This window comes from Pseudomonas sp. NFR09 (assembly GCF_900111535.1).
Taxonomy (GTDB): domain Bacteria; phylum Pseudomonadota; class Gammaproteobacteria; order Pseudomonadales; family Pseudomonadaceae; genus Aquipseudomonas; species Aquipseudomonas extremorientalis.
The window spans coordinates 167,511-184,990 of sequence record NZ_FOIH01000001.1 but is presented as its reverse complement, the minus strand read 5'-3'; the positions used below and the strand labels follow the sequence as shown (position 1 = coordinate 184,990).

The 17,480-nt window shown below is 59.9% G+C and carries 13 protein-coding genes; all 13 read left to right on the top strand.

Going from position 1 to position 17,480, the window contains the following annotated elements; translation table 11 throughout:
• Nucleotides 1-3 precede the first annotated feature (3 nt).
• The 13 genes from rseP (at nucleotide 4) to kdsA (ending at nucleotide 17,370) form a co-directional block, all read left to right on the top strand.
• Entirely contained in the window at nucleotides 4-1,356 is a 1,353-nt protein-coding gene (gene rseP, locus BMX59_RS00845) for a sigma E protease regulator RseP (RefSeq protein WP_092241168.1), read from the top strand.
• 74 nt (nucleotides 1,357-1,430) lie between these two features.
• Nucleotides 1,431-3,818 carry an outer membrane protein assembly factor BamA gene (gene bamA, locus BMX59_RS00840; protein WP_093119331.1) on the top strand — a complete coding sequence of 796 codons (2,388 nt, stop codon included), beginning with the start codon at nucleotides 1,431-1,433 and terminating at the stop codon, nucleotides 3,816-3,818.
• Between the two features lie 45 nt (nucleotides 3,819-3,863).
• Nucleotides 3,864-4,367, top strand: a complete 504-nt coding sequence (locus tag BMX59_RS00835) for an OmpH/Skp family outer membrane protein (protein ID WP_003172279.1) — start codon at nucleotides 3,864-3,866, stop codon at nucleotides 4,365-4,367.
• A gap of 3 nt (nucleotides 4,368-4,370) precedes the next feature.
• On the top strand, nucleotides 4,371-5,426 hold the full coding sequence (gene lpxD, locus BMX59_RS00830; RefSeq protein ID WP_092241172.1) for a UDP-3-O-(3-hydroxymyristoyl)glucosamine N-acyltransferase: 1,056 nt from the start codon (nucleotides 4,371-4,373) through the stop codon (nucleotides 5,424-5,426).
• 111 nt (nucleotides 5,427-5,537) lie between these two features.
• Nucleotides 5,538-5,978 carry a 3-hydroxyacyl-ACP dehydratase FabZ gene (fabZ, locus tag BMX59_RS00825; protein ID WP_003172281.1) on the top strand — a complete coding sequence of 147 codons (441 nt, stop codon included), beginning with the start codon at nucleotides 5,538-5,540 and terminating at the stop codon, nucleotides 5,976-5,978.
• Nucleotides 5,975-6,751 carry an acyl-ACP--UDP-N-acetylglucosamine O-acyltransferase gene (gene lpxA, locus BMX59_RS00820; protein ID WP_071488802.1) on the top strand — a complete coding sequence of 259 codons (777 nt, stop codon included), beginning with the start codon at nucleotides 5,975-5,977 and terminating at the stop codon, nucleotides 6,749-6,751. The genes fabZ and lpxA overlap by 4 nt, the downstream gene beginning before the upstream one ends.
• 2 nt (nucleotides 6,752-6,753) lie before the next feature.
• On the top strand, nucleotides 6,754-7,893 hold the full coding sequence (gene lpxB / locus BMX59_RS00815; protein ID WP_093119329.1) for a lipid-A-disaccharide synthase: 1,140 nt from the start codon (nucleotides 6,754-6,756) through the stop codon (nucleotides 7,891-7,893).
• Nucleotides 7,890-8,522, top strand: coding sequence for a ribonuclease HII (gene rnhB, locus BMX59_RS00810; RefSeq protein ID WP_071488804.1), 633 nt, complete (start codon nucleotides 7,890-7,892; stop codon nucleotides 8,520-8,522). The genes lpxB and rnhB overlap by 4 nt, the downstream gene beginning before the upstream one ends.
• A gap of 72 nt (nucleotides 8,523-8,594) precedes the next feature.
• Nucleotides 8,595-12,116, top strand: a complete 3,522-nt coding sequence (dnaE, locus tag BMX59_RS00805; protein WP_071488805.1) for a DNA polymerase III subunit alpha — start codon at nucleotides 8,595-8,597, stop codon at nucleotides 12,114-12,116.
• 129 nt (nucleotides 12,117-12,245) lie between these two features.
• Entirely contained in the window at nucleotides 12,246-13,193 is a 948-nt protein-coding gene (locus BMX59_RS00800; RefSeq protein ID WP_093119327.1) for an acetyl-CoA carboxylase carboxyltransferase subunit alpha, read from the top strand.
• 101 nt (nucleotides 13,194-13,294) lie between these two features.
• A complete protein-coding gene (gene tilS, locus BMX59_RS00795; RefSeq protein WP_093119324.1) occupies nucleotides 13,295-14,614 on the top strand; it encodes a tRNA lysidine(34) synthetase TilS in 1,320 nt (439 codons plus the stop codon).
• A 273-nt stretch (nucleotides 14,615-14,887) separates the two neighbouring features.
• Nucleotides 14,888-16,519 carry a CTP synthase gene (locus BMX59_RS00790; protein WP_071488807.1) on the top strand — a complete coding sequence of 544 codons (1,632 nt, stop codon included), beginning with the start codon at nucleotides 14,888-14,890 and terminating at the stop codon, nucleotides 16,517-16,519.
• A 5-nt stretch (nucleotides 16,520-16,524) separates the two neighbouring features.
• A complete protein-coding gene (gene kdsA, locus BMX59_RS00785; RefSeq protein WP_027604465.1) occupies nucleotides 16,525-17,370 on the top strand; it encodes a 3-deoxy-8-phosphooctulonate synthase in 846 nt (281 codons plus the stop codon).
• Nucleotides 17,371-17,480: the final 110 nt, after the last annotated feature.

Below are 17,480 nucleotides of genomic sequence, written 5' to 3'. Positions count from 1 at the left end.
TAGATGAGTGCGCTTTACATGATTGTCGGCACCCTGGTTGCTCTGGGCGTGCTGGTCACCTTCCACGAATTCGGCCACTTCTGGGTGGCGCGTCGTTGCGGCGTCAAGGTATTGCGCTTTTCCGTCGGCTTCGGCATGCCGCTGCTGCGCTGGCATGACCGTCGTGGCACCGAGTTTGTGATTGCGGCCATCCCGTTGGGTGGCTACGTCAAGATGCTCGATGAGCGCGAAGGCGAAGTGCCTGCAGACCAGTTGGATCAATCCTTCAATCGCAAGACCGTTCGTCAGCGTATCGCCATTGTTGCCGCGGGTCCGATCGCCAACTTCCTGTTGGCGATGGTGTTCTTCTGGGTGTTGGCCATGCTGGGCAGCCAGCAGGTGCGTCCGGTAATCGGTGCGGTTGAATCGGACAGCATCGCCGCCAAGGCCGGGCTGGTCGCTGGGCAGGAAATTGTTTCCATTGATGGCGAACCCACCACGGGTTGGGGCGCAGTCAATTTGCAGTTGGTGCGTCGCCTGGGCGAAAGCGGGACTGTGAATGTAGTGGTGCGCGAGCAGGGCTCCACCACCGAAAGCCCGCGTGAACTGGCTCTCGACCACTGGCTAAAGGGCGCAGATGAGCCTGATCCGATCAAATCCCTGGGCATACGTCCATGGCGTCCGGCCTTGCCGCCGGTGCTTGCCGAGCTGGATCCGAAAGGTCCGGCCCAGGCTGCTGGCCTGAAAACCGGCGATCGCCTGTTGGCCCTCGATGGTCAGCCATTGGGTGACTGGCAGCAGGTGGTCGATCTGGTTCGTGTACGTCCTGATACTAAAATTGTGCTGAAAGTTGAACGCGACGGTGCTCAAATCGACGTCCCTGTGACCTTGTCGGTTCGCGGGGAAGCCAAGGCGGCCGGGGGTTACCTGGGTGCTGGAGTCAAGGGTGTCGATTGGCCGCCATCGATGGTGCGTGAGGTGAGTTTCGGGCCGTTGGCGGCAATTGGCGAGGGTGCGAAACGCACCTGGACCATGAGTGTGCTGACCCTGGAATCGCTCAAGAAAATGTTGTTCGGCGAGCTCTCGGTAAAAAACTTGAGTGGACCGATAACCATTGCTAAAGTGGCGGGCGCTTCTGCCCAGTCGGGTGTCGCGGATTTCCTGAATTTCCTGGCTTATCTGAGTATTAGCCTGGGGGTTCTGAATTTGCTGCCCATTCCAGTATTGGATGGGGGGCATCTGTTGTTTTATCTGGTCGAGTGGGTGCGTGGTCGCCCCTTGTCGGATCGGGTGCAGGGTTGGGGGATACAGATCGGTATCAGTTTGGTGGTCGGGGTGATGTTGTTAGCCCTGGTCAACGATCTGGGTCGACTGTAACGCTTCGCTGAATTGCGAATCTGCCGCATTTTGCGGCAGTTTGTTTATTGCCAGTTGGAATAAGAAAGGACTTCATGAAACGTCTGCTGCTAACTGCGGTTCTCACCGTATTGATGATCGCCGAAGTTCACGCCGAGTCCTTCACCATCTCCGATATTCGCGTCAACGGCCTCCAGCGGGTTTCCGCGGGTAGCGTCTTTGGTGCCTTGCCGTTGAACGTTGGGGAACAGGCTGATGACCGTCGCCTGGTGGAATCCACTCGTGCGCTGTTCAAAACCGGTTTCTTTCAAGACATCCAACTGGGTCGCGAAGGCAACGTCCTGGTCATCACCGTGGTCGAGCGACCTTCCGTCGCCAGTATCGAGATCGAAGGCAACAAGGCGATCTCGACTGAAGACCTGATGAAGGGTCTGAAGCAATCCGGCCTGGCCGAAGGCGAGATCTTCCAGCGCGCCACCCTCGAAGGTGTGCGTAACGAGCTGCAACGCCAGTACGTTGCGCAGGGCCGCTACTCCGCGACCGTGGAAACGGAAGTGGTGCCGCAGCCGCGTAACCGTGTCGGCCTCAAGGTCAACATCAACGAAGGCACTGTGGCGGCGATCCAGCACATCAACGTGGTAGGCAATACCAAGTTCTCTGATGACGACCTGATCGACCTGTTCGAACTCAAGACCACCAACTGGCTGTCGTTCTTCAAGAACGATGACAAGTATGCCCGCGAAAAACTGTCCGGTGACCTGGAGCGCCTGCGCTCCTACTACCTGGACCGTGGCTACATCAATATGGATATCGCTTCGACCCAGGTGTCCATCACCCCGGACAAGAAGCACGTCTACATCACTGTCAACGTCAACGAAGGCGAGAAGTACAAGGTTCGCGACGTCAAGCTGAGCGGCGACCTGAAGGTGCCTGAAGACCAGGTCAAGGCGCTGTTGCTGGTGCAGAAAGACCAGGTGTTCTCGCGCAAGCTGATGACCACCACGTCCGAACTGATCACCCGTCGCCTGGGCAACGAAGGCTACACCTTCGCCAACGTCAACGGCGTGCCGACGCCCCATGATGATGACCACACCGTGGACATCACCTTCGTGGTCGATCCAGGCAAGCGCGCCTACGTAAACCGTATCAATTTCCGTGGCAATACCAAGTCTGCGGACGAAGTGCTGCGTCGTGAAATGCGTCAGATGGAAGGTGGCTGGGCGTCGACTTACCTGATCGACCAGTCCAAGACCCGTCTTGAGCGTCTGGGCTTCTTCAAGGAAGTCAACGTCGAAACCCCGGCCGTACCGGGTGTGGATGACCAGGTTGACGTGAACTACGCCGTAGAAGAACAGGCATCGGGCTCCATCACCGCCAGTGTTGGCTTCGCACAGAGCGCCGGCCTGATCCTCGGTGGTTCGATCACCCAGAACAACTTCCTGGGTACCGGTAACCGAGTTTCCATCGGCCTGACCCGAAGCGAATACCAGAGCCGATATAACTTCGGTTATACCGACCCCTACTGGACTGCTGACGGTGTGAGCCTGGGCTACAACGCCTTTTATCGCACCACTGACTACAAAGACCTCGACGTTGACGTAGCCAGCTATGCAATCGATAGTCTTGGTGCTGGCGTGAACGTTGGTTACCCGATCAGCGAGACCTCGCGCCTGACGTTCGGCTTGACTGCGCAGCAGGATGAGATCAAGACCGGTGTGTACACCGTGGACGAAATCTTCGACTTTACCCGTCGTGAAGGTGACAAGTTCCTGAACTTCAAGGCGTCCGCCGGCTGGTCCGAGTCGACCCTGAACAAAGGTGTACTGGCGACCCGTGGTCATTCCCAGAGCCTGACCCTGGAAACCACCACGCCGGGCAGCGACCTGTCGTTCTTCAAGCTCGACTACCGCGGCCAGCTGTTCCAGCCGTTGAGCGACAACTACACCATGCGCCTGCACACTGAGCTGGGTTATGGCGATGGTTATGGCTCCACCAATGGTCTACCGTTCTACGAGAACTACTATGCGGGTGGCTTCAACTCCGTACGTGGTTTCAAAGACAGCACCCTGGGCCCGCGTGGTACGCCGAGCCGTGGTGTTGGTGTAACCGGTAACCAGGGCACCGTACCGGACTCCGACAACGACCCACTGCCGTTCGGTGGTAACGTCCTTATCCAGGGTGGTGCGGAAATCCTGTTCCCGCTGCCGTTCGTGAAAGATCAGCGCTCCCTGCGTACTTCGGTATTCTGGGATGTGGGTAATGTGTTCGATTCCAAGTGCGAGCAGATCCGTAACCCGAGCGGCGTGAAGTCCAACACTCAGTGTAACGACGTGAGCCTGAGTAATCTGGCAAGCTCCGTGGGCGTGGGTGTGACCTGGGTGACTGCGCTTGGCCCATTGAGCTTTGCTCTGGCCATGCCGATCAAGAAACCGGATAACGCTGAAACCCAGATTTTCCAATTCTCCCTCGGCCAGACGTTCTAAGCGTCTGACCCAAGATAACGACAACGGATTCTGTAGGAGTACATCGTGCGCAAGTTGACTCAATTGGTGCTGCTGGCAACCGTGCTGGTAACCACCCCGGCCTTCGCCGAAATGAAAATCGCCGTCCTGAACTATCAGATGGCCCTGCTGGAATCCGATGCGGCCAAGAAATACGCCGTGGATGCCGAGAAAAAATTCGGTCCGCAACTGACCAAGCTCAAGACCCTGGAAAGCAGCGCCAAGGGCATCCAGGATCGTCTGGTAGCCGGTGGTGACAAGATGCAGCAAGGCGAGCGCGAGCGTCTGGAGCTTGAATTCAAGCAAAAGGCCCGTGACTACCAGTTCCAGTCCAAGGAGCTGAACGAAGCCAAGGCTGTTGCTGACCGTGAAATGCTGAAACAGCTGAAGCCGAAACTCGACAGCGCTGTGGAAGAAGTCATCAAGAAAGGTGCCTTTGACCTGGTGTTCGAGCGTGGCGCTGTGATCGACGTCAAGCCTCAATACGACATCACCCGTCAGGTGATCGAGCGCATGAACCAGCTGAAGTAAGCCATGACCGCGACTATCAAGCTCGGCGAGTTGGCCGAGTTCCTGGGGGCCACCTTGCGTGGCTCCCCGGAGAAGGAAATCACTGGGCTAGCCACCTTGCAGGAGGCTGGCCCAGCTCAGTTGAGCTTCCTCGCAAACCCCCAATACCGTAAATACCTGGTCGACAGCCAAGCCGCAGCCGTGTTGCTGAAGGCCGCTGATGCCGAAGGGTTTGCCGGGGATGCGCTGGTGGTGGCCGACCCATACCTGGCGTATGCGCGGGTGTCGCACCTGTTCGATCCGAAACCCAAGGCCGCCAGCGGTATTCACCCGTCTGCGGTGATCGCCGATGATGCCCAGGTTGACCCTGCTGCCAGCGTCGGTGCCTTTGCGGTGATCGAGAGCGGTGCACGCATTGCGGCGGGCGTGACCATTGGTGCCCATTGTTTTATCGGTGCGCGCTGCGAAATCGGCGCAGGCGGTTGGCTGGCACCCCGCGTAACCCTGTACCACGACGTGCGTATCGGTGAGCGTGTGGTCATCCAGTCAGGTGCCGTGATCGGTGGTGAAGGCTTTGGCTTTGCCAATTCCAAGGGCATCTGGAACAAGATTGCCCAGGTCGGCGGCGTATTGATCGGCGACGACGTGGAAATTGGCGTGAACACAGCTGTTGATCGCGGGGCCCTGGCCGATACCGTGATCGGCAACGGCGTAAAGCTCGACAACCAGATCCAGATCGCCCACAACGTGCAGATTGGCGATCACACCGCCATGGCAGCATGCGTGGGTATCTCCGGCAGCACCCGGATCGGCAAGCATTGCATGCTGGCCGGTGGCGTCGGGCTGGTGGGGCACATCGATATTTGCGACAACGTCTTCATCACCGGCATGACCATGGTCACCCACTCGATTACCGAACCGGGTGCTTATTCTTCCGGTACCGCCATGCAGCCTGCGGCTGAATGGCGCAAGAGTGCAGCACGGTTGAGGCAGCTCGACGACATGGCTCGACGTCTCAAACAGCTGGAAAAGCGTGTTGGGGACGTGACCCCTGGCGGTAATGCTTCATCAGAAGGCTGATACCATTTCCATATCAAGTGTGCACAGCCGCTAGACTGCCTCCTTGATTTGCTAGCGGGGCGTGCTTTTAGTTCGCCCGCCCCCAATCTTTATTACAGGCTTCCCCCCGAAATGATGGACATCAACGAGATTCGCGAATACCTGCCTCACCGTTACCCGTTCCTGTTGGTGGATCGCGTAGTGGACCTCAATGTCGAGGAAAAGCGCATTCGTGCCTACAAGAATGTCAGCATCAACGAACCGTTCTTCAATGGTCACTTTCCTGCGCATCCGATCATGCCGGGTGTGTTGATCATCGAGGCGATGGCCCAGGCTGCCGGTATCCTTGGTTTCAAAATGCTCGACCTCAAGCCTGCCGATGGCACGCTTTACTATTTCGTGGGCTCCGACAAGTTGCGTTTCCGCAATCCGGTTACCCCGGGTGACCAGTTGATCCTGGAAGCCAAGTTCATCAGCTGCAAGCGCCAGATCTGGAAGTTCGAATGCCAGGCCTCGGTGGATGGCAAGCCGGTGTGCTCTGCCGAGATCATCTGTGCGGAACGCAAACTATGAGTTTGATTGACCCTCGCGCAATCATCGATCCGTCGGCCGTTCTGGCCGCCGACGTTGAGGTCGGCCCCTGGTCGATCATCGGCGCAGGTGTGGAAATCGGCGAGGGGACTGTCATCGGGCCGCACGTGATCCTCAAAGGTCCGACCCGCATTGGCAAGTACAATCGCATCTACCAGTTCTCCTCGGTAGGCGAAGACACCCCGGACATGAAGTACAAGGGTGAAGAGACCCGCCTGGTAATCGGTGATCACAACATCATCCGTGAAGGCGTGACCATTCACCGTGGCACAGTGCAGGATCGGGCCGAGACCACGCTGGGTGACCACAACCTGGTCATGGCCTACGCCCATATCGGCCACGACAGCGTGATCGGCAACCATTGCATCCTGGTCAATAACACCGCGTTGGCCGGCCATGTGCATGTTGACGATTGGGCAATCCTGTCCGGTTTCACCCTGGTGCATCAGTACTGCCATATCGGTGCTCACAGCTTTTCCGGCATGGGTACCGCCATTGGCAAGGATGTTCCGGCATTCGTCACGGTATTCGGTAACCCCGCCGAAGCCCGTAGCATGAACTTCGAAGGCATGCGTCGTCGGGGTTTCAGCGAAGAAGCCATCCACGCCCTGCGCCGCGCCTACAAGGTGGTTTACCGCCAGGGGCTCACGGTGGACCAGGCGTTGACCCAACTGACCGAGCCGGCAGCGTTGTTCCCGGAAGTCGCGGTGTTCCGTGACTCGATCCAGGCGTCGACTCGCGGCATCACCCGCTGATCATGGCTAATCTGCGTATCGCGCTGGTGGCCGGGGAAGCTTCCGGCGACATTCTGGGTGCAGGTCTTATGCGGGCCCTCAAGGCCCAGCATCCAGCGGTAGAGTTCATCGGCGTCGGCGGCCCGCTGATGCAGGCTGAGGGGCTTACGTCCTACTTCCCCATGGAGCGTTTGTCTGTCATGGGGTTGGTCGAGGTGCTGGGCCGCCTGCGCGAGCTGCTGGCCCGCCGCAAGCTGCTGATCCAGACCCTGATCGAAGAAAAGCCGGACGTCTTTATCGGAATCGACGCGCCGGACTTCACCCTCAATATCGAACTCAAGTTGCGCCAGGCCGGCATCAAGACAGTGCACTATGTCAGCCCGTCCGTCTGGGCATGGCGGCAGAAGCGCGTGCTCAAGATCCGCGAAGGCTGCGACCTGATGCTGACCTTACTGCCGTTCGAAGCGCGGTTCTATGAAGAAAAGGGCGTGCCGGTGCGGTTTGTCGGGCACACCCTGGCCGACACTATTCCCTTGCAGGCGGATCGCGCGGCCGCGCGTGCCGAGTTGGGCTTGCCCGACGGCCCATTGGTTGCGCTGATGCCGGGCAGCCGGGGCGGCGAAGTCGGCCGCCTGGCCTCGGTATTTTTCGACGCCGCAGAGCGTCTGCAGGTCTTGAAGCCGGGCGTACGTTTCGTGTTGCCCTGCGCAAGCCCGCAACGGCGTGTGCAGATCGAGACATTGCTGGAAGGGCGCAACCTGCCGTTGACCCTGCTCGATGGTCAATCGCACCTGGCCCTGGCGGCCTGCGATGCGGTATTGATCGCTTCGGGGACGGCCACGCTGGAGGCCTTGCTGTACAAGCGCCCGATGGTCGTGGCCTACCGCCTGGCGCCGCTGACGTTCTGGATTCTCAAGCGCATGGTCAAAAGTCCTTACATCTCCCTGCCCAACCTGCTGGCCCAGCGCCTGTTGGTGCCGGAGTTGTTGCAGGACGATGCAACGCCTGAGGCGCTCGCGCAAACCTTGCTCCCCTTGATCGAGGGTGGCGAAGAACAGACCCGTGGTTTCGACGACATCCATCGCATACTGCGCCGTGACGCCTCGAACCAGGCGGCAGACGCCGTGTTGACTCTGATCGGCCAGAAGCAGGAGGTGTTATGAGTACGCAAATGGGCCTGGATTTCAGCCTGGTTGCCCAAGCCCACGAACTGGTAGCCGGTGTTGACGAGGTCGGGCGCGGACCTTTGTGCGGTGCGGTCGTCACGGCGGCGGTGATTCTTGATCCGAACCGTCCGATCCTCGGCCTCAACGACTCGAAAAAACTCACCGAAGCGCGCCGTGAAAAGCTCTACGACGAGATTTGCGAGAAAGCCCTGAGCTGGCACATCGCCCGGGCCGAAGTTGAGGAAATCGACGAGCTGAACATCCTCCACGCCACCATGCTCGCCATGCAGCGTGCAGTGGAGGGCCTGCACATTACGCCCAAACTGGCGATGATCGATGGCAACCGCTGCCCCAGACTGGCCATGCCATCGGAAGCGGTGGTGAAGGGCGATAGCAAGGTGCCGGCGATCGCGGCGGCCTCCATCCTGGCAAAGGTCAGTCGTGATCGTGAAATGGCGGCTTTCGAACTGATCTATCCCGGCTATGGCATCGGCGGTCATAAAGGCTACCCGACGCCCGTTCATCTGGAAGCCCTCGCACGTCTTGGCCCGACACCGATCCATCGCCGCTCGTTCGCTCCGGTGCGCCAGGCTTGCGAGGCGCGGGAGAGTCTCAGCGAGGTGTAGTCGCGAGGCTGATGTTTTTGCCAAGGCCCGGTACAATCCGGGCCTTGTTGTTTCCACGTATAAGAGATCACTATGCCGGCTTCATTCGTTCACCTACGCCTGCACACTGAATACTCCCTGGTCGACGGCCTGGTACGGATCAAACCGCTGGTCAAAACCCTGGTGGGCATGAACATGCCTGCGGTGGCGGTCACCGATCAGAACAACATGTGTTCCCTGGTCAAGTTCTACAAGAACGCCATGGGCGCCGGCATCAAGCCGATCTGCGGCGCCGACCTGTGGCTGTCCAACAAAGACCCGGATAACCCCCTGAGCCGCATCAGCCTGCTGGCGATGAACGGCGTGGGTTACCGCAACCTCACTGAACTGATTTCCCGTGGTTTCATTGACGGCCAGCGCAATGGCTCGATCATCATCGAGCGCGAATGGGTCGCCGAGGCCAGCGAAGGCCTGATCATGCTGTCGGCCGCCAAAGAGGGCGAAATTGGTATCGCGCTGCTGGGCGGCAACCCCCAAGAAGCCGAAGTGCTGGCCAGGGAATGGATGCAGGTCTTCCCCGACCGTTTTTACCTGGAAGTCCAGCGGACCAACCGCCCCAACGATGAAGAGCACCTGCACGCTGCGGTGGCCCTGGCCGACAAGCTGGGCGCGCCACTGGTGGCGACCAACGACGTGCGCTTCATCAAGAAGGAAGACTTCGAAGCCCACGAAACCCGCGTGTGCATCGGTGAAGGCCGGGCCCTGGATGACCCGCGTCGTTCGAAGAACTACAGCGAAGAGCAGTACCTCAAAAGCGCTGAGGAAATGGCCGAGCTGTTCAGCGACCTGCCCGAGGCGCTGGAAAACTCCGTCGAGATCGCCAAGCGCTGCAATATCGAGGTCAAGCTGGGCAAGCACTTCCTGCCCAACTTCCCGATTCCGGATGGCATGACCATCGACGAGTACTTCCGCAAAGTCTCGTTCGACGGGCTGGAAGAGCGGCTGGCCGTTCTGCTGCCCAGGGACACCACCGAAGATTACGAGGCCAAGCGCCAGGTTTATGTGGACCGGCTGAATTTCGAGCTGGATATCATCATCCAGATGGGATTCCCCGGTTACTTCCTGATCGTGATGGACTTTATCCAGTGGGCCAAGAACAACGGCGTGCCGGTTGGTCCGGGCCGGGGGTCAGGTGCCGGTTCGCTGGTGGCCTATGTGCAAAAGATCACCGACCTTGATCCGTTGGAATATGACCTGCTGTTCGAACGTTTCCTGAACCCGGAACGGGTTTCCATGCCCGACTTCGACGTCGACTTCTGCATGGATGGCCGTGACCGCGTGATCGAATATGTGGCCGAGAAATACGGCCGCAACGCGGTAAGCCAGATCATCACCTTCGGTTCCATGGCGGCCAAAGCGGTAATCCGCGACGTGGCCCGGGTGCAGGGCAAGTCTTACGGCCTGGCGGATCGCCTGTCGAAGATGATCCCGTTCGAAGTCGGCATGACCCTGGAAAAGGCCTACGAGCAGGAAGAAATCCTGCGCGACTTCATCAAGGTCGATGAAGAAGCGGCCGAGATCTGGGAGATGGCCCGCAAGCTTGAAGGCGTGGTGCGTAACGTCGGTAAGCACGCGGGTGGCGTGGTCATCGCGCCGACAAAGTTGACTGACTTTTCGCCGATCTATTGCGATGAAGAAGGCGACGGCCTGGTCACCCAGTTCGACAAGGATGACGTGGAGGCGGCCGGCCTGGTGAAGTTCGACTTCCTCGGCCTGCGGACCCTGACCATCATCGACTGGGCGCTCAAGACCATCAACCGCGACCGCGCCAAGGTGGGCGAAGAACCGCTGGACATCGCTTTCATCCCGCTGGACGACAAGCCGACCTACACCCTGCTGCAAAAAGCCGAAACCACGGCGGTATTCCAGCTTGAATCGCGCGGCATGAAAGAGCTGATCAAAAAGCTCAAGCCCGACTGCCTGGAAGACTTGATCGCACTGGTGGCCCTGTTCCGTCCGGGCCCGCTGCAATCGGGCATGGTGGACGACTTTATCAACCGTAAACACGGGCGCGCCGAGCTGGCCTACCCGCACTCGGACTACCAGTACGAAGGCCTCAAGCCGGTATTGGCACCGACCTACGGCATCATCCTGTATCAGGAACAGGTGATGCAGATTGCCCAGGTGATGGCCGGTTACACCCTGGGTGGCGCGGACATGCTGCGTCGAGCCATGGGTAAGAAAAAACCCGAGGAAATGGCCAAGCAGCGCGGCGGTTTCATTGAAGGTTGCGCGACCAACAATATCGACGCCGACCTCGCGGGTAACATCTTCGACCTGGTGGAGAAATTCGCCGGTTACGGCTTCAACAAATCCCACTCCGCCGCCTACGGCCTGGTGTCGTACCAGACTGCCTGGCTGAAAGCCCACTACCCGGCGCCGTTCATGGCTGCGGTACTTTCGGCGGATATGCACAACACCGACAAGGTCGTGACCTTGATCGAGGAAGTGCGCACCATGAAGCTGCGCCTTGATGCGCCGGATGTGAACGCCTCGGAGTTCAAGTTCACGGTAAACGACGAAGGCCGCATCATCTATGGCCTGGGCGCGATCAAAGGCGTCGGTGAAGGCCCGGTGGAAGCCATTACCGAAGCGCGCCAGGACGGTCCGTTCAAGGACCTGTTCGACTTCTGCGCACGGGTGGACCTCAAGCGCATCAACAAACGAACCCTCGATGGCCTGATCCGCAGCGGCGCGCTCGACCGTCTTGGCCCGTATTTCCATGACGAGCCGAAGGCCTACCAGGCCAATATCGACCGTAACCGTGCGGTGCTGCTCGCCGCCATGGAAGAAGCGATCAAGGCGGCCGAACAGACTGCACGTACCCATGACAGCGGCCATGCCGACCTGTTTGGCGGGTTGTTCGTCGAAGACGATGCGGATGTCTACGGTAACCACCGCAAGGCCAAGGAACTGACCCTCAAGGAACGCCTCAAGGGTGAGAAAGATACCCTGGGCTTGTACCTGACCGGCCATCCGATTGACGAATACGAAGGTGAAATCCGTCGCTTCGCCCGTCAGCGCATCATCGACTTGAAACCGGCGCGGGACACCCAGACCGTCGCCGGCATGATCATTGCCCTGCGGGTGATGAAGAACAAGAAGGGCGACAAGATGGGGTTTATCACCCTCGACGACCGCTCGGGCCGCATCGAAGCGTCGCTGTTTGCCGACGCGTTCCACTCCGCCCAGTCGTTGTTGCAGACCGACGCCATGGTGGTCGTCGAAGGGGAGGTCAGCAACGATGACTTCTCCGGCGGCCTGCGCCTGCGGATCAAGCGGGTGATGAGCATGGAAGATGCGCGCACCAATCTGGCCGAGAGCCTGCGCTTGAAGGTGAAAACCGAAGCGCTCAAGGGCGATCAGCTACGCTGGTTGGGCGACCTGCTCAAACGCCACCGTGGCGCGTGCCCGGTGACCATGGAGTACACCGGCAATGACGCCAAGGCCATGTTGCAGTTTGGCGAGACCTGGCGAATCGATCCCGCTGATGGCTTGATTCAAGCTTTGCGTGACCAGTTCGGGCGAGACAACGTCTTCCTCCAATACCGTTGATGGTCAGATATGTCTGACCTCGGCTAAACATTTAATCTCGACCTAAACGCGCCTCTCCCTTAAGGTAGGGCGCGAATAGACAACCGGCTGGCCAGGCACGCCCTGGCCGTCGACCCAAGACGGACGCTTATGAACCCGAATTTTCTTGATTTCGAACAGCCGATCGCTGACCTGCAAGCCAAGATCGAAGAGCTGCGCCTGGTCGGCAATGACAATTCGCTGAATATCGGCGATGAGATCTCCCGCCTGCAAGACAAGAGCAAAACGCTCACCGAAGACATCTTCGGCAAGCTTACCAGCTGGCAGATTGCGCGCCTGGCTCGCCACCCGCGCCGTCCGTACACCCTGGACTACATTCAGCACATCTTCACCGAGTTCGACGAGCTGCATGGCGACCGCCACTTCTCCGACGACGCGGCCATCGTCGGCGGTATCGCTCGCCTGGACGACCAGCCGGTGATGGTGATCGGTCACCAGAAAGGCCGTGAAGTGCGCGAGAAGGTCCGCCGCAACTTTGGCATGCCGCGTCCAGAAGGCTACCGCAAGGCGTGCCGCCTGATGGAAATGGCCGAGCGCTTCAAGATGCCGATCCTGACCTTCATCGACACCCCGGGCGCTTATCCGGGGATCGACGCCGAAGAGCGTAACCAGAGCGAAGCTATCGCCTGGAACCTGCGCGTCATGGCCCGCCTGAAAACCCCGATCATTGCCACCGTGATTGGTGAAGGCGGTTCCGGCGGTGCACTGGCCATCGGCGTCTGCGACCAGTTGAACATGCTGCAATACTCGACCTACGCGGTGATCTCGCCGGAAGGTTGCGCCTCGATCCTATGGAAAACCGCCGAAAAGGCACCGGACGCTGCCGAAGCCATGGGCATCACCGCCGATCGCCTCAAAGGCCTTGGGATCGTGGACAAAGTGATCGCCGAGCCATTGGGCGGCGCTCACCGTGACCCGGCTGCTGCTGCTGCGACCATCCGTGCCGAACTGGGTTCGCAACTGGCGATGCTCAAGAAGATGGATAACGAAGCGCTGCTGGCTCGTCGTTACGAGCGCCTGATGAGCTACGGTCTCTAAGACCCACGCAATACCCAAATGTGGGAGGGGGCTTGCCCCCTCCCACATTTGCGTTGTGTATGCTTGGTGAGCGTATTCCAGACCAGAGGCGGTAACTTGTCATGAAACCGGCTCTGCCCGCCAAACTCATGCAAATCCTAGCGCCTTGGCGCAACGCCCCGGCCTGGCACATCGCACTCTCCGGTGGCCTTGATTCCACCGTCCTGCTGCACCTCCTGGCCAACCTGGCGAAAACCGAAACCCTGCCACCCCTCAGCGCTGTCCATGTCCACCACGGCCTGCAGGCTGCCGCCGACGCGTGGCCGGCTCATTGCCAGTCGATCTGTGACAGCCTGGGCGTGCCTTTGCGCGTGATGGGCGTGCAGGTACAACCCGGCGCCAGCCTCGAGCGTGCCGCCCGTGATGCGCGCTACCAGGCATTTACCGAGGTGATCGGGGCGGGGCAGGTGATGCTCACCGGCCAGCATCGTGAAGACCAGGCAGAAACGCTGTTGTTCCGCCTGCTGCGTGGGGCTGGGGTGCGCGGGTTGGCAGCGATGCCCGTGCAGCGCCGATTGGCAAGTGGCTACCTGGTAAGGCCATTGTTGCGTGTCTCCAGGGACGAGTTGGAAGCCTACGCACGCCAGTATCAGCTCAAATGGATCGAAGACCCTTCAAACGCAGATTTGCGTTTCTCCCGTAATTACCTGCGTCACCGCGTGCTTCCTGCACTGACGGAACGCTGGCCTCAGGCCGTCTCAAGCCTGGCGCGCACCGCCGAACACCTGAGTGAAGCCCAGGGCCTGCTCGATGAGCTGGCGCAGATGGACCTGCAGGCCGCCGATCAACCTTCCCCTTTTCCCTGGCTGAATTTGCCGTCCTTGGCTCTTACGCCGCTGCGTGAGCTTTCCGACGCCCGTCAGCGCAACGCCCTGCGTCATTGGCTGACGCCGCTGACGCGCCTGCCCGACAGTGACCACTGGGCAGGCTGGTATTCCCTGCGCGATGCCAGGGGTGACGCACAACCTCTATGGCGCCTGGCCGACGGTGAGTTGCATCGCGGTGGCGAGCGCATCTGGTGGCTGCCTCGCGCAGGATCAGAATTTTCCGACGCATCGCTGAGCTGGTCCGATCCACAAAACCCACTAGAGTTACCCGGTAATGGTCAGTTGACGCTCACGGGCAGCGTGCCCGCAGGCCCGCTGGAGGTCCGCTACCGCCAGGGCGGCGAAATCCTCGACGTACCCGGTCGAGGCCGGCGTGATTTGAAGCGCCTGCTTAACGAAAGTGGCCTGCCGGGTTTCGTCCGTGGCAGATTGCCGCTGCTGTATCGCGGCCAGCAATTGCTGGGTGCACCCAGCCTTGTGGGACTGTGGCCGGCGGCAAGTGATGACTGGCAATTACATTGGATGCCACAGACCTGCGATCAAGGTTTGAGCTGATAGCGCCTTTCCGGTAGACTACGCTCCCTTCTTGATACAACTTCTGTGGATTCGGCTGAATCGCAGCAGTTGCCGATTACCAAGCAGTCTTTGCTGGGCGATTCCAAAAAATGTGTAGCGATCAACGTACCGGTGTTTCATTGCTGGTCTGTCACCACGCGGCGGTTTTTTTGAAAGGTGCACTGTGATTAATGCAGGTGATCGGGGGCTTCGGCCTTCCTTCGCTTTCCCCGGCGGCTCGGACCGCTTTAACGCAGACTTCTAGGGTTTTTCATGACGCGCTACATATTCGTCACGGGCGGTGTTGTTTCTTCATTGGGGAAAGGCATTGCCTCCGCTTCATTGGCGGCCATCCTGGAGGCGCGGGGACTTAAGGTCACCATGCTCAAGCTGGACCCGTACATCAACGTTGACCCGGGCACCATGAGCCCGTTCCAGCACGGTGAAGTGTTCGTCACCCACGACGGCGCCGAAACCGACCTGGACCTGGGCCACTACGAGCGGTTCATCCGCACGACCATGACCCAGAACAACAACTTCACCACCGGTCGTGTCTACGAGCACGTGCTGCGCAAGGAGCGCCGTGGTGACTACCTGGGTGCAACCATCCAGGTGATCCCGCACATCACCGACGAAATCAAGCGCCGCATCATCAAGGGTGCCGGCGATGCCGACGTGGCGATGGTCGAGATCGGTGGCACCGTGGGTGACATCGAGTCCCAACCGTTCCTCGAAGCCATCCGCCAGTTGCGTTTCGAAGTCGGCGCCAAGCGCGCGATGCTGATGCACCTGACCCTGGTGCCGTACATCGCCACCGCCGGCGAGACCAAAACCAAGCCTACCCAGCACTCGGTCAAGGAACTGCGTTCCATCGGCCTGCAGCCGGACGTGCTGGTGTGCCGCTCCGATCACCCGATCGACATTTCCTCGCGTCGCAAGATCGCGCAATTCACCAACGTTGAAGAACGTGCGGTGATCGCGCTGGAAGACGCCGACACCATCTACAAGATCCCGGGCATCCTGCACTCCCAAGGTCTGGACGATTTTGTGGTCGAGCGCTTCGGCCTGCAATGCAACGGCGCGGACCTGTCCGAGTGGGAAGCCGTGGTCGACGCCAAGCTCAACCCTGAGCACGAAGTCACCATCGCCATGGTCGGCAAGTACATGGAGCTGCTGGACGCGTACAAGTCGCTGATCGAAGCGATGAGCCACGCGGGTATCAGCAACCGTACCAAGGTCAACCTGCGCTACATCGACTCCGAAGACATCGAGAATCAGGGCACCGCGCTGCTCGAAGGTGTCGACGCGATCCTCGTGCCAGGCGGTTTCGGCCTGCGCGGCGTGGAAGGCAAGATCACCGCGGTTCAGTACGCTCGTGAAAACAAGGTGCCGTACCTGGGGATCTGCCTGGGCATGCAAGTGGCTGTCATCGAGTTCGCCCGTAACGTGCTGGGCTGGAAAGACGCCAACTCCACCGAGTTCGACAGCAAGAGCGGTCACCCGGTCGTGGGCCTGATCACCGAGTGGGAAGATGCCACCGGCGCCGTCGAAGTCCGCACCGAAGCCTCCGACCTGGGCGGCACCATGCGCCTGGGTGCGCAGGACTGCCTGCTGGAGCCGGGCTCGCTGGTTCACGACTGCTATGGCAAGGACGTGATTGTCGAGCGTCACCGTCACCGCTACGAAGTGAACAACAACCTGCTGCCGCAGATCAAAGAGGCCGGCCTGAAGATCTCCGGTCGCTCCGGTGACGGCGCGCTGGTTGAAGTGGTCGAGGCGCCGGATCATCCGTGGTTCGTGGCGTGCCAGTTCCACCCTGAGTTCACCTCGACGCCGCGCGACGGTCACCCGTTGTTCAGCGGTTTCGTCAAGGCAGCCCTGACGCAACACCAGAAGAAGGCGTAACCCTGATGGCCCAGAAGATCATTCGCGTAGGCGATATCGAGATTGCCAACGACAAGCCCATGGTGCTGTTCGGTGGCATGAACGTGCTGGAAAGCCGTGACATGGCGATGCAGGTCTGTGAAGAGTACGTCAAGGTCACCGAGAAGCTCGGTATCCCTTACGTATTCAAGGCCAGCTTCGACAAGGCCAACCGTTCGTCCGTGACCTCCTATCGCGGCCCGGGCCTTGAAGAAGGCATGCGGATCTTCCAGGACATCAAGCAAGCCTTCGGCGTGCCGATCATCACCGACGTCCACGAGCCTGAGCAGGCTGCCGTGGTCGCCGAGGTGTGCGACATCATCCAGTTGCCGGCCTTCCTGTCGCGCCAGACCGACCTGGTCGTCGCGATGGCCAGGACCGGCGCTGTGATCAATATCAAGAAAGCCCAGTTCCTCGCGCCCCAGGAGATGAAACACATCCTGAACAAGTGCGTGGAAGCGGGTAACGACCAACTGATCCTCTGCGAGCGAGGTTCGAGCTTCGGCTACAACAACCTCGTGGTGGACATGCTTGGTTTCGGCATCATGAAACAGTTCGAATACCCAGTGTTCTTCGACGTGACCCACGCGCTGCAAATGCCCGGTGGTCGCGCCGATTCCGCGGGCGGGCGCCGTGCCCAGGTGCTGGACCTGGCCAAGGCAGGCATCAGCCAGTCCCTGGCTGGCCTGTTCCTGGAAGCCCACCCGGACCCGGACAACGCCAAATGCGACGGCCCATGTGCCCTGCGCCTGGACAAGCTGGAGCCGTTCCTGGCCCAGCTCAAGCAGTTGGACGAACTGGTCAAGAGTTTTCCGACGGTAGAGACCGCGTAAGCGTCGTTTCTCCGGTAGACTTTCCCACGCTTTACGCTCAGGCCTACGGGCCTGAGCCTTGTCGCCTGCAAGCCTGCCCCGTTGTTCCACCCTTGCGGTCGGTCAAAAGA

Bases quoted from the DNA above. Each gene is read 5' to 3' on its own strand.
- rseP (WP_092241168.1), top strand. From the start codon at position 4: ATGAGTGCGCTTTACATGATTGTCGGCACCCTGGTTGCTCTGGGCGTG.
- bamA (WP_093119331.1), top strand. From the start codon at position 1,431: ATGAAACGTCTGCTGCTAACTGCGGTTCTCACCGTATTGATGATCGCC.
- lpxD (WP_092241172.1), top strand. From the start codon at position 4,371: ATGACCGCGACTATCAAGCTCGGCGAGTTGGCCGAGTTCCTGGGGGCC.
- fabZ (WP_003172281.1), top strand. From the start codon at position 5,538: ATGATGGACATCAACGAGATTCGCGAATACCTGCCTCACCGTTACCCG.
- lpxA (WP_071488802.1), top strand. From the start codon at position 5,975: ATGAGTTTGATTGACCCTCGCGCAATCATCGATCCGTCGGCCGTTCTG.
- lpxB (WP_093119329.1), top strand. From the start codon at position 6,754: ATGGCTAATCTGCGTATCGCGCTGGTGGCCGGGGAAGCTTCCGGCGAC.
- rnhB (WP_071488804.1), top strand. From the start codon at position 7,890: ATGAGTACGCAAATGGGCCTGGATTTCAGCCTGGTTGCCCAAGCCCAC.
- dnaE (WP_071488805.1), top strand. From the start codon at position 8,595: ATGCCGGCTTCATTCGTTCACCTACGCCTGCACACTGAATACTCCCTG.
- BMX59_RS00800 (WP_093119327.1), top strand. From the start codon at position 12,246: ATGAACCCGAATTTTCTTGATTTCGAACAGCCGATCGCTGACCTGCAA.
- tilS (WP_093119324.1), top strand. From the start codon at position 13,295: ATGAAACCGGCTCTGCCCGCCAAACTCATGCAAATCCTAGCGCCTTGG.
- BMX59_RS00790 (WP_071488807.1), top strand. From the start codon at position 14,888: ATGACGCGCTACATATTCGTCACGGGCGGTGTTGTTTCTTCATTGGGG.
- kdsA (WP_027604465.1), top strand. From the start codon at position 16,525: ATGGCCCAGAAGATCATTCGCGTAGGCGATATCGAGATTGCCAACGAC.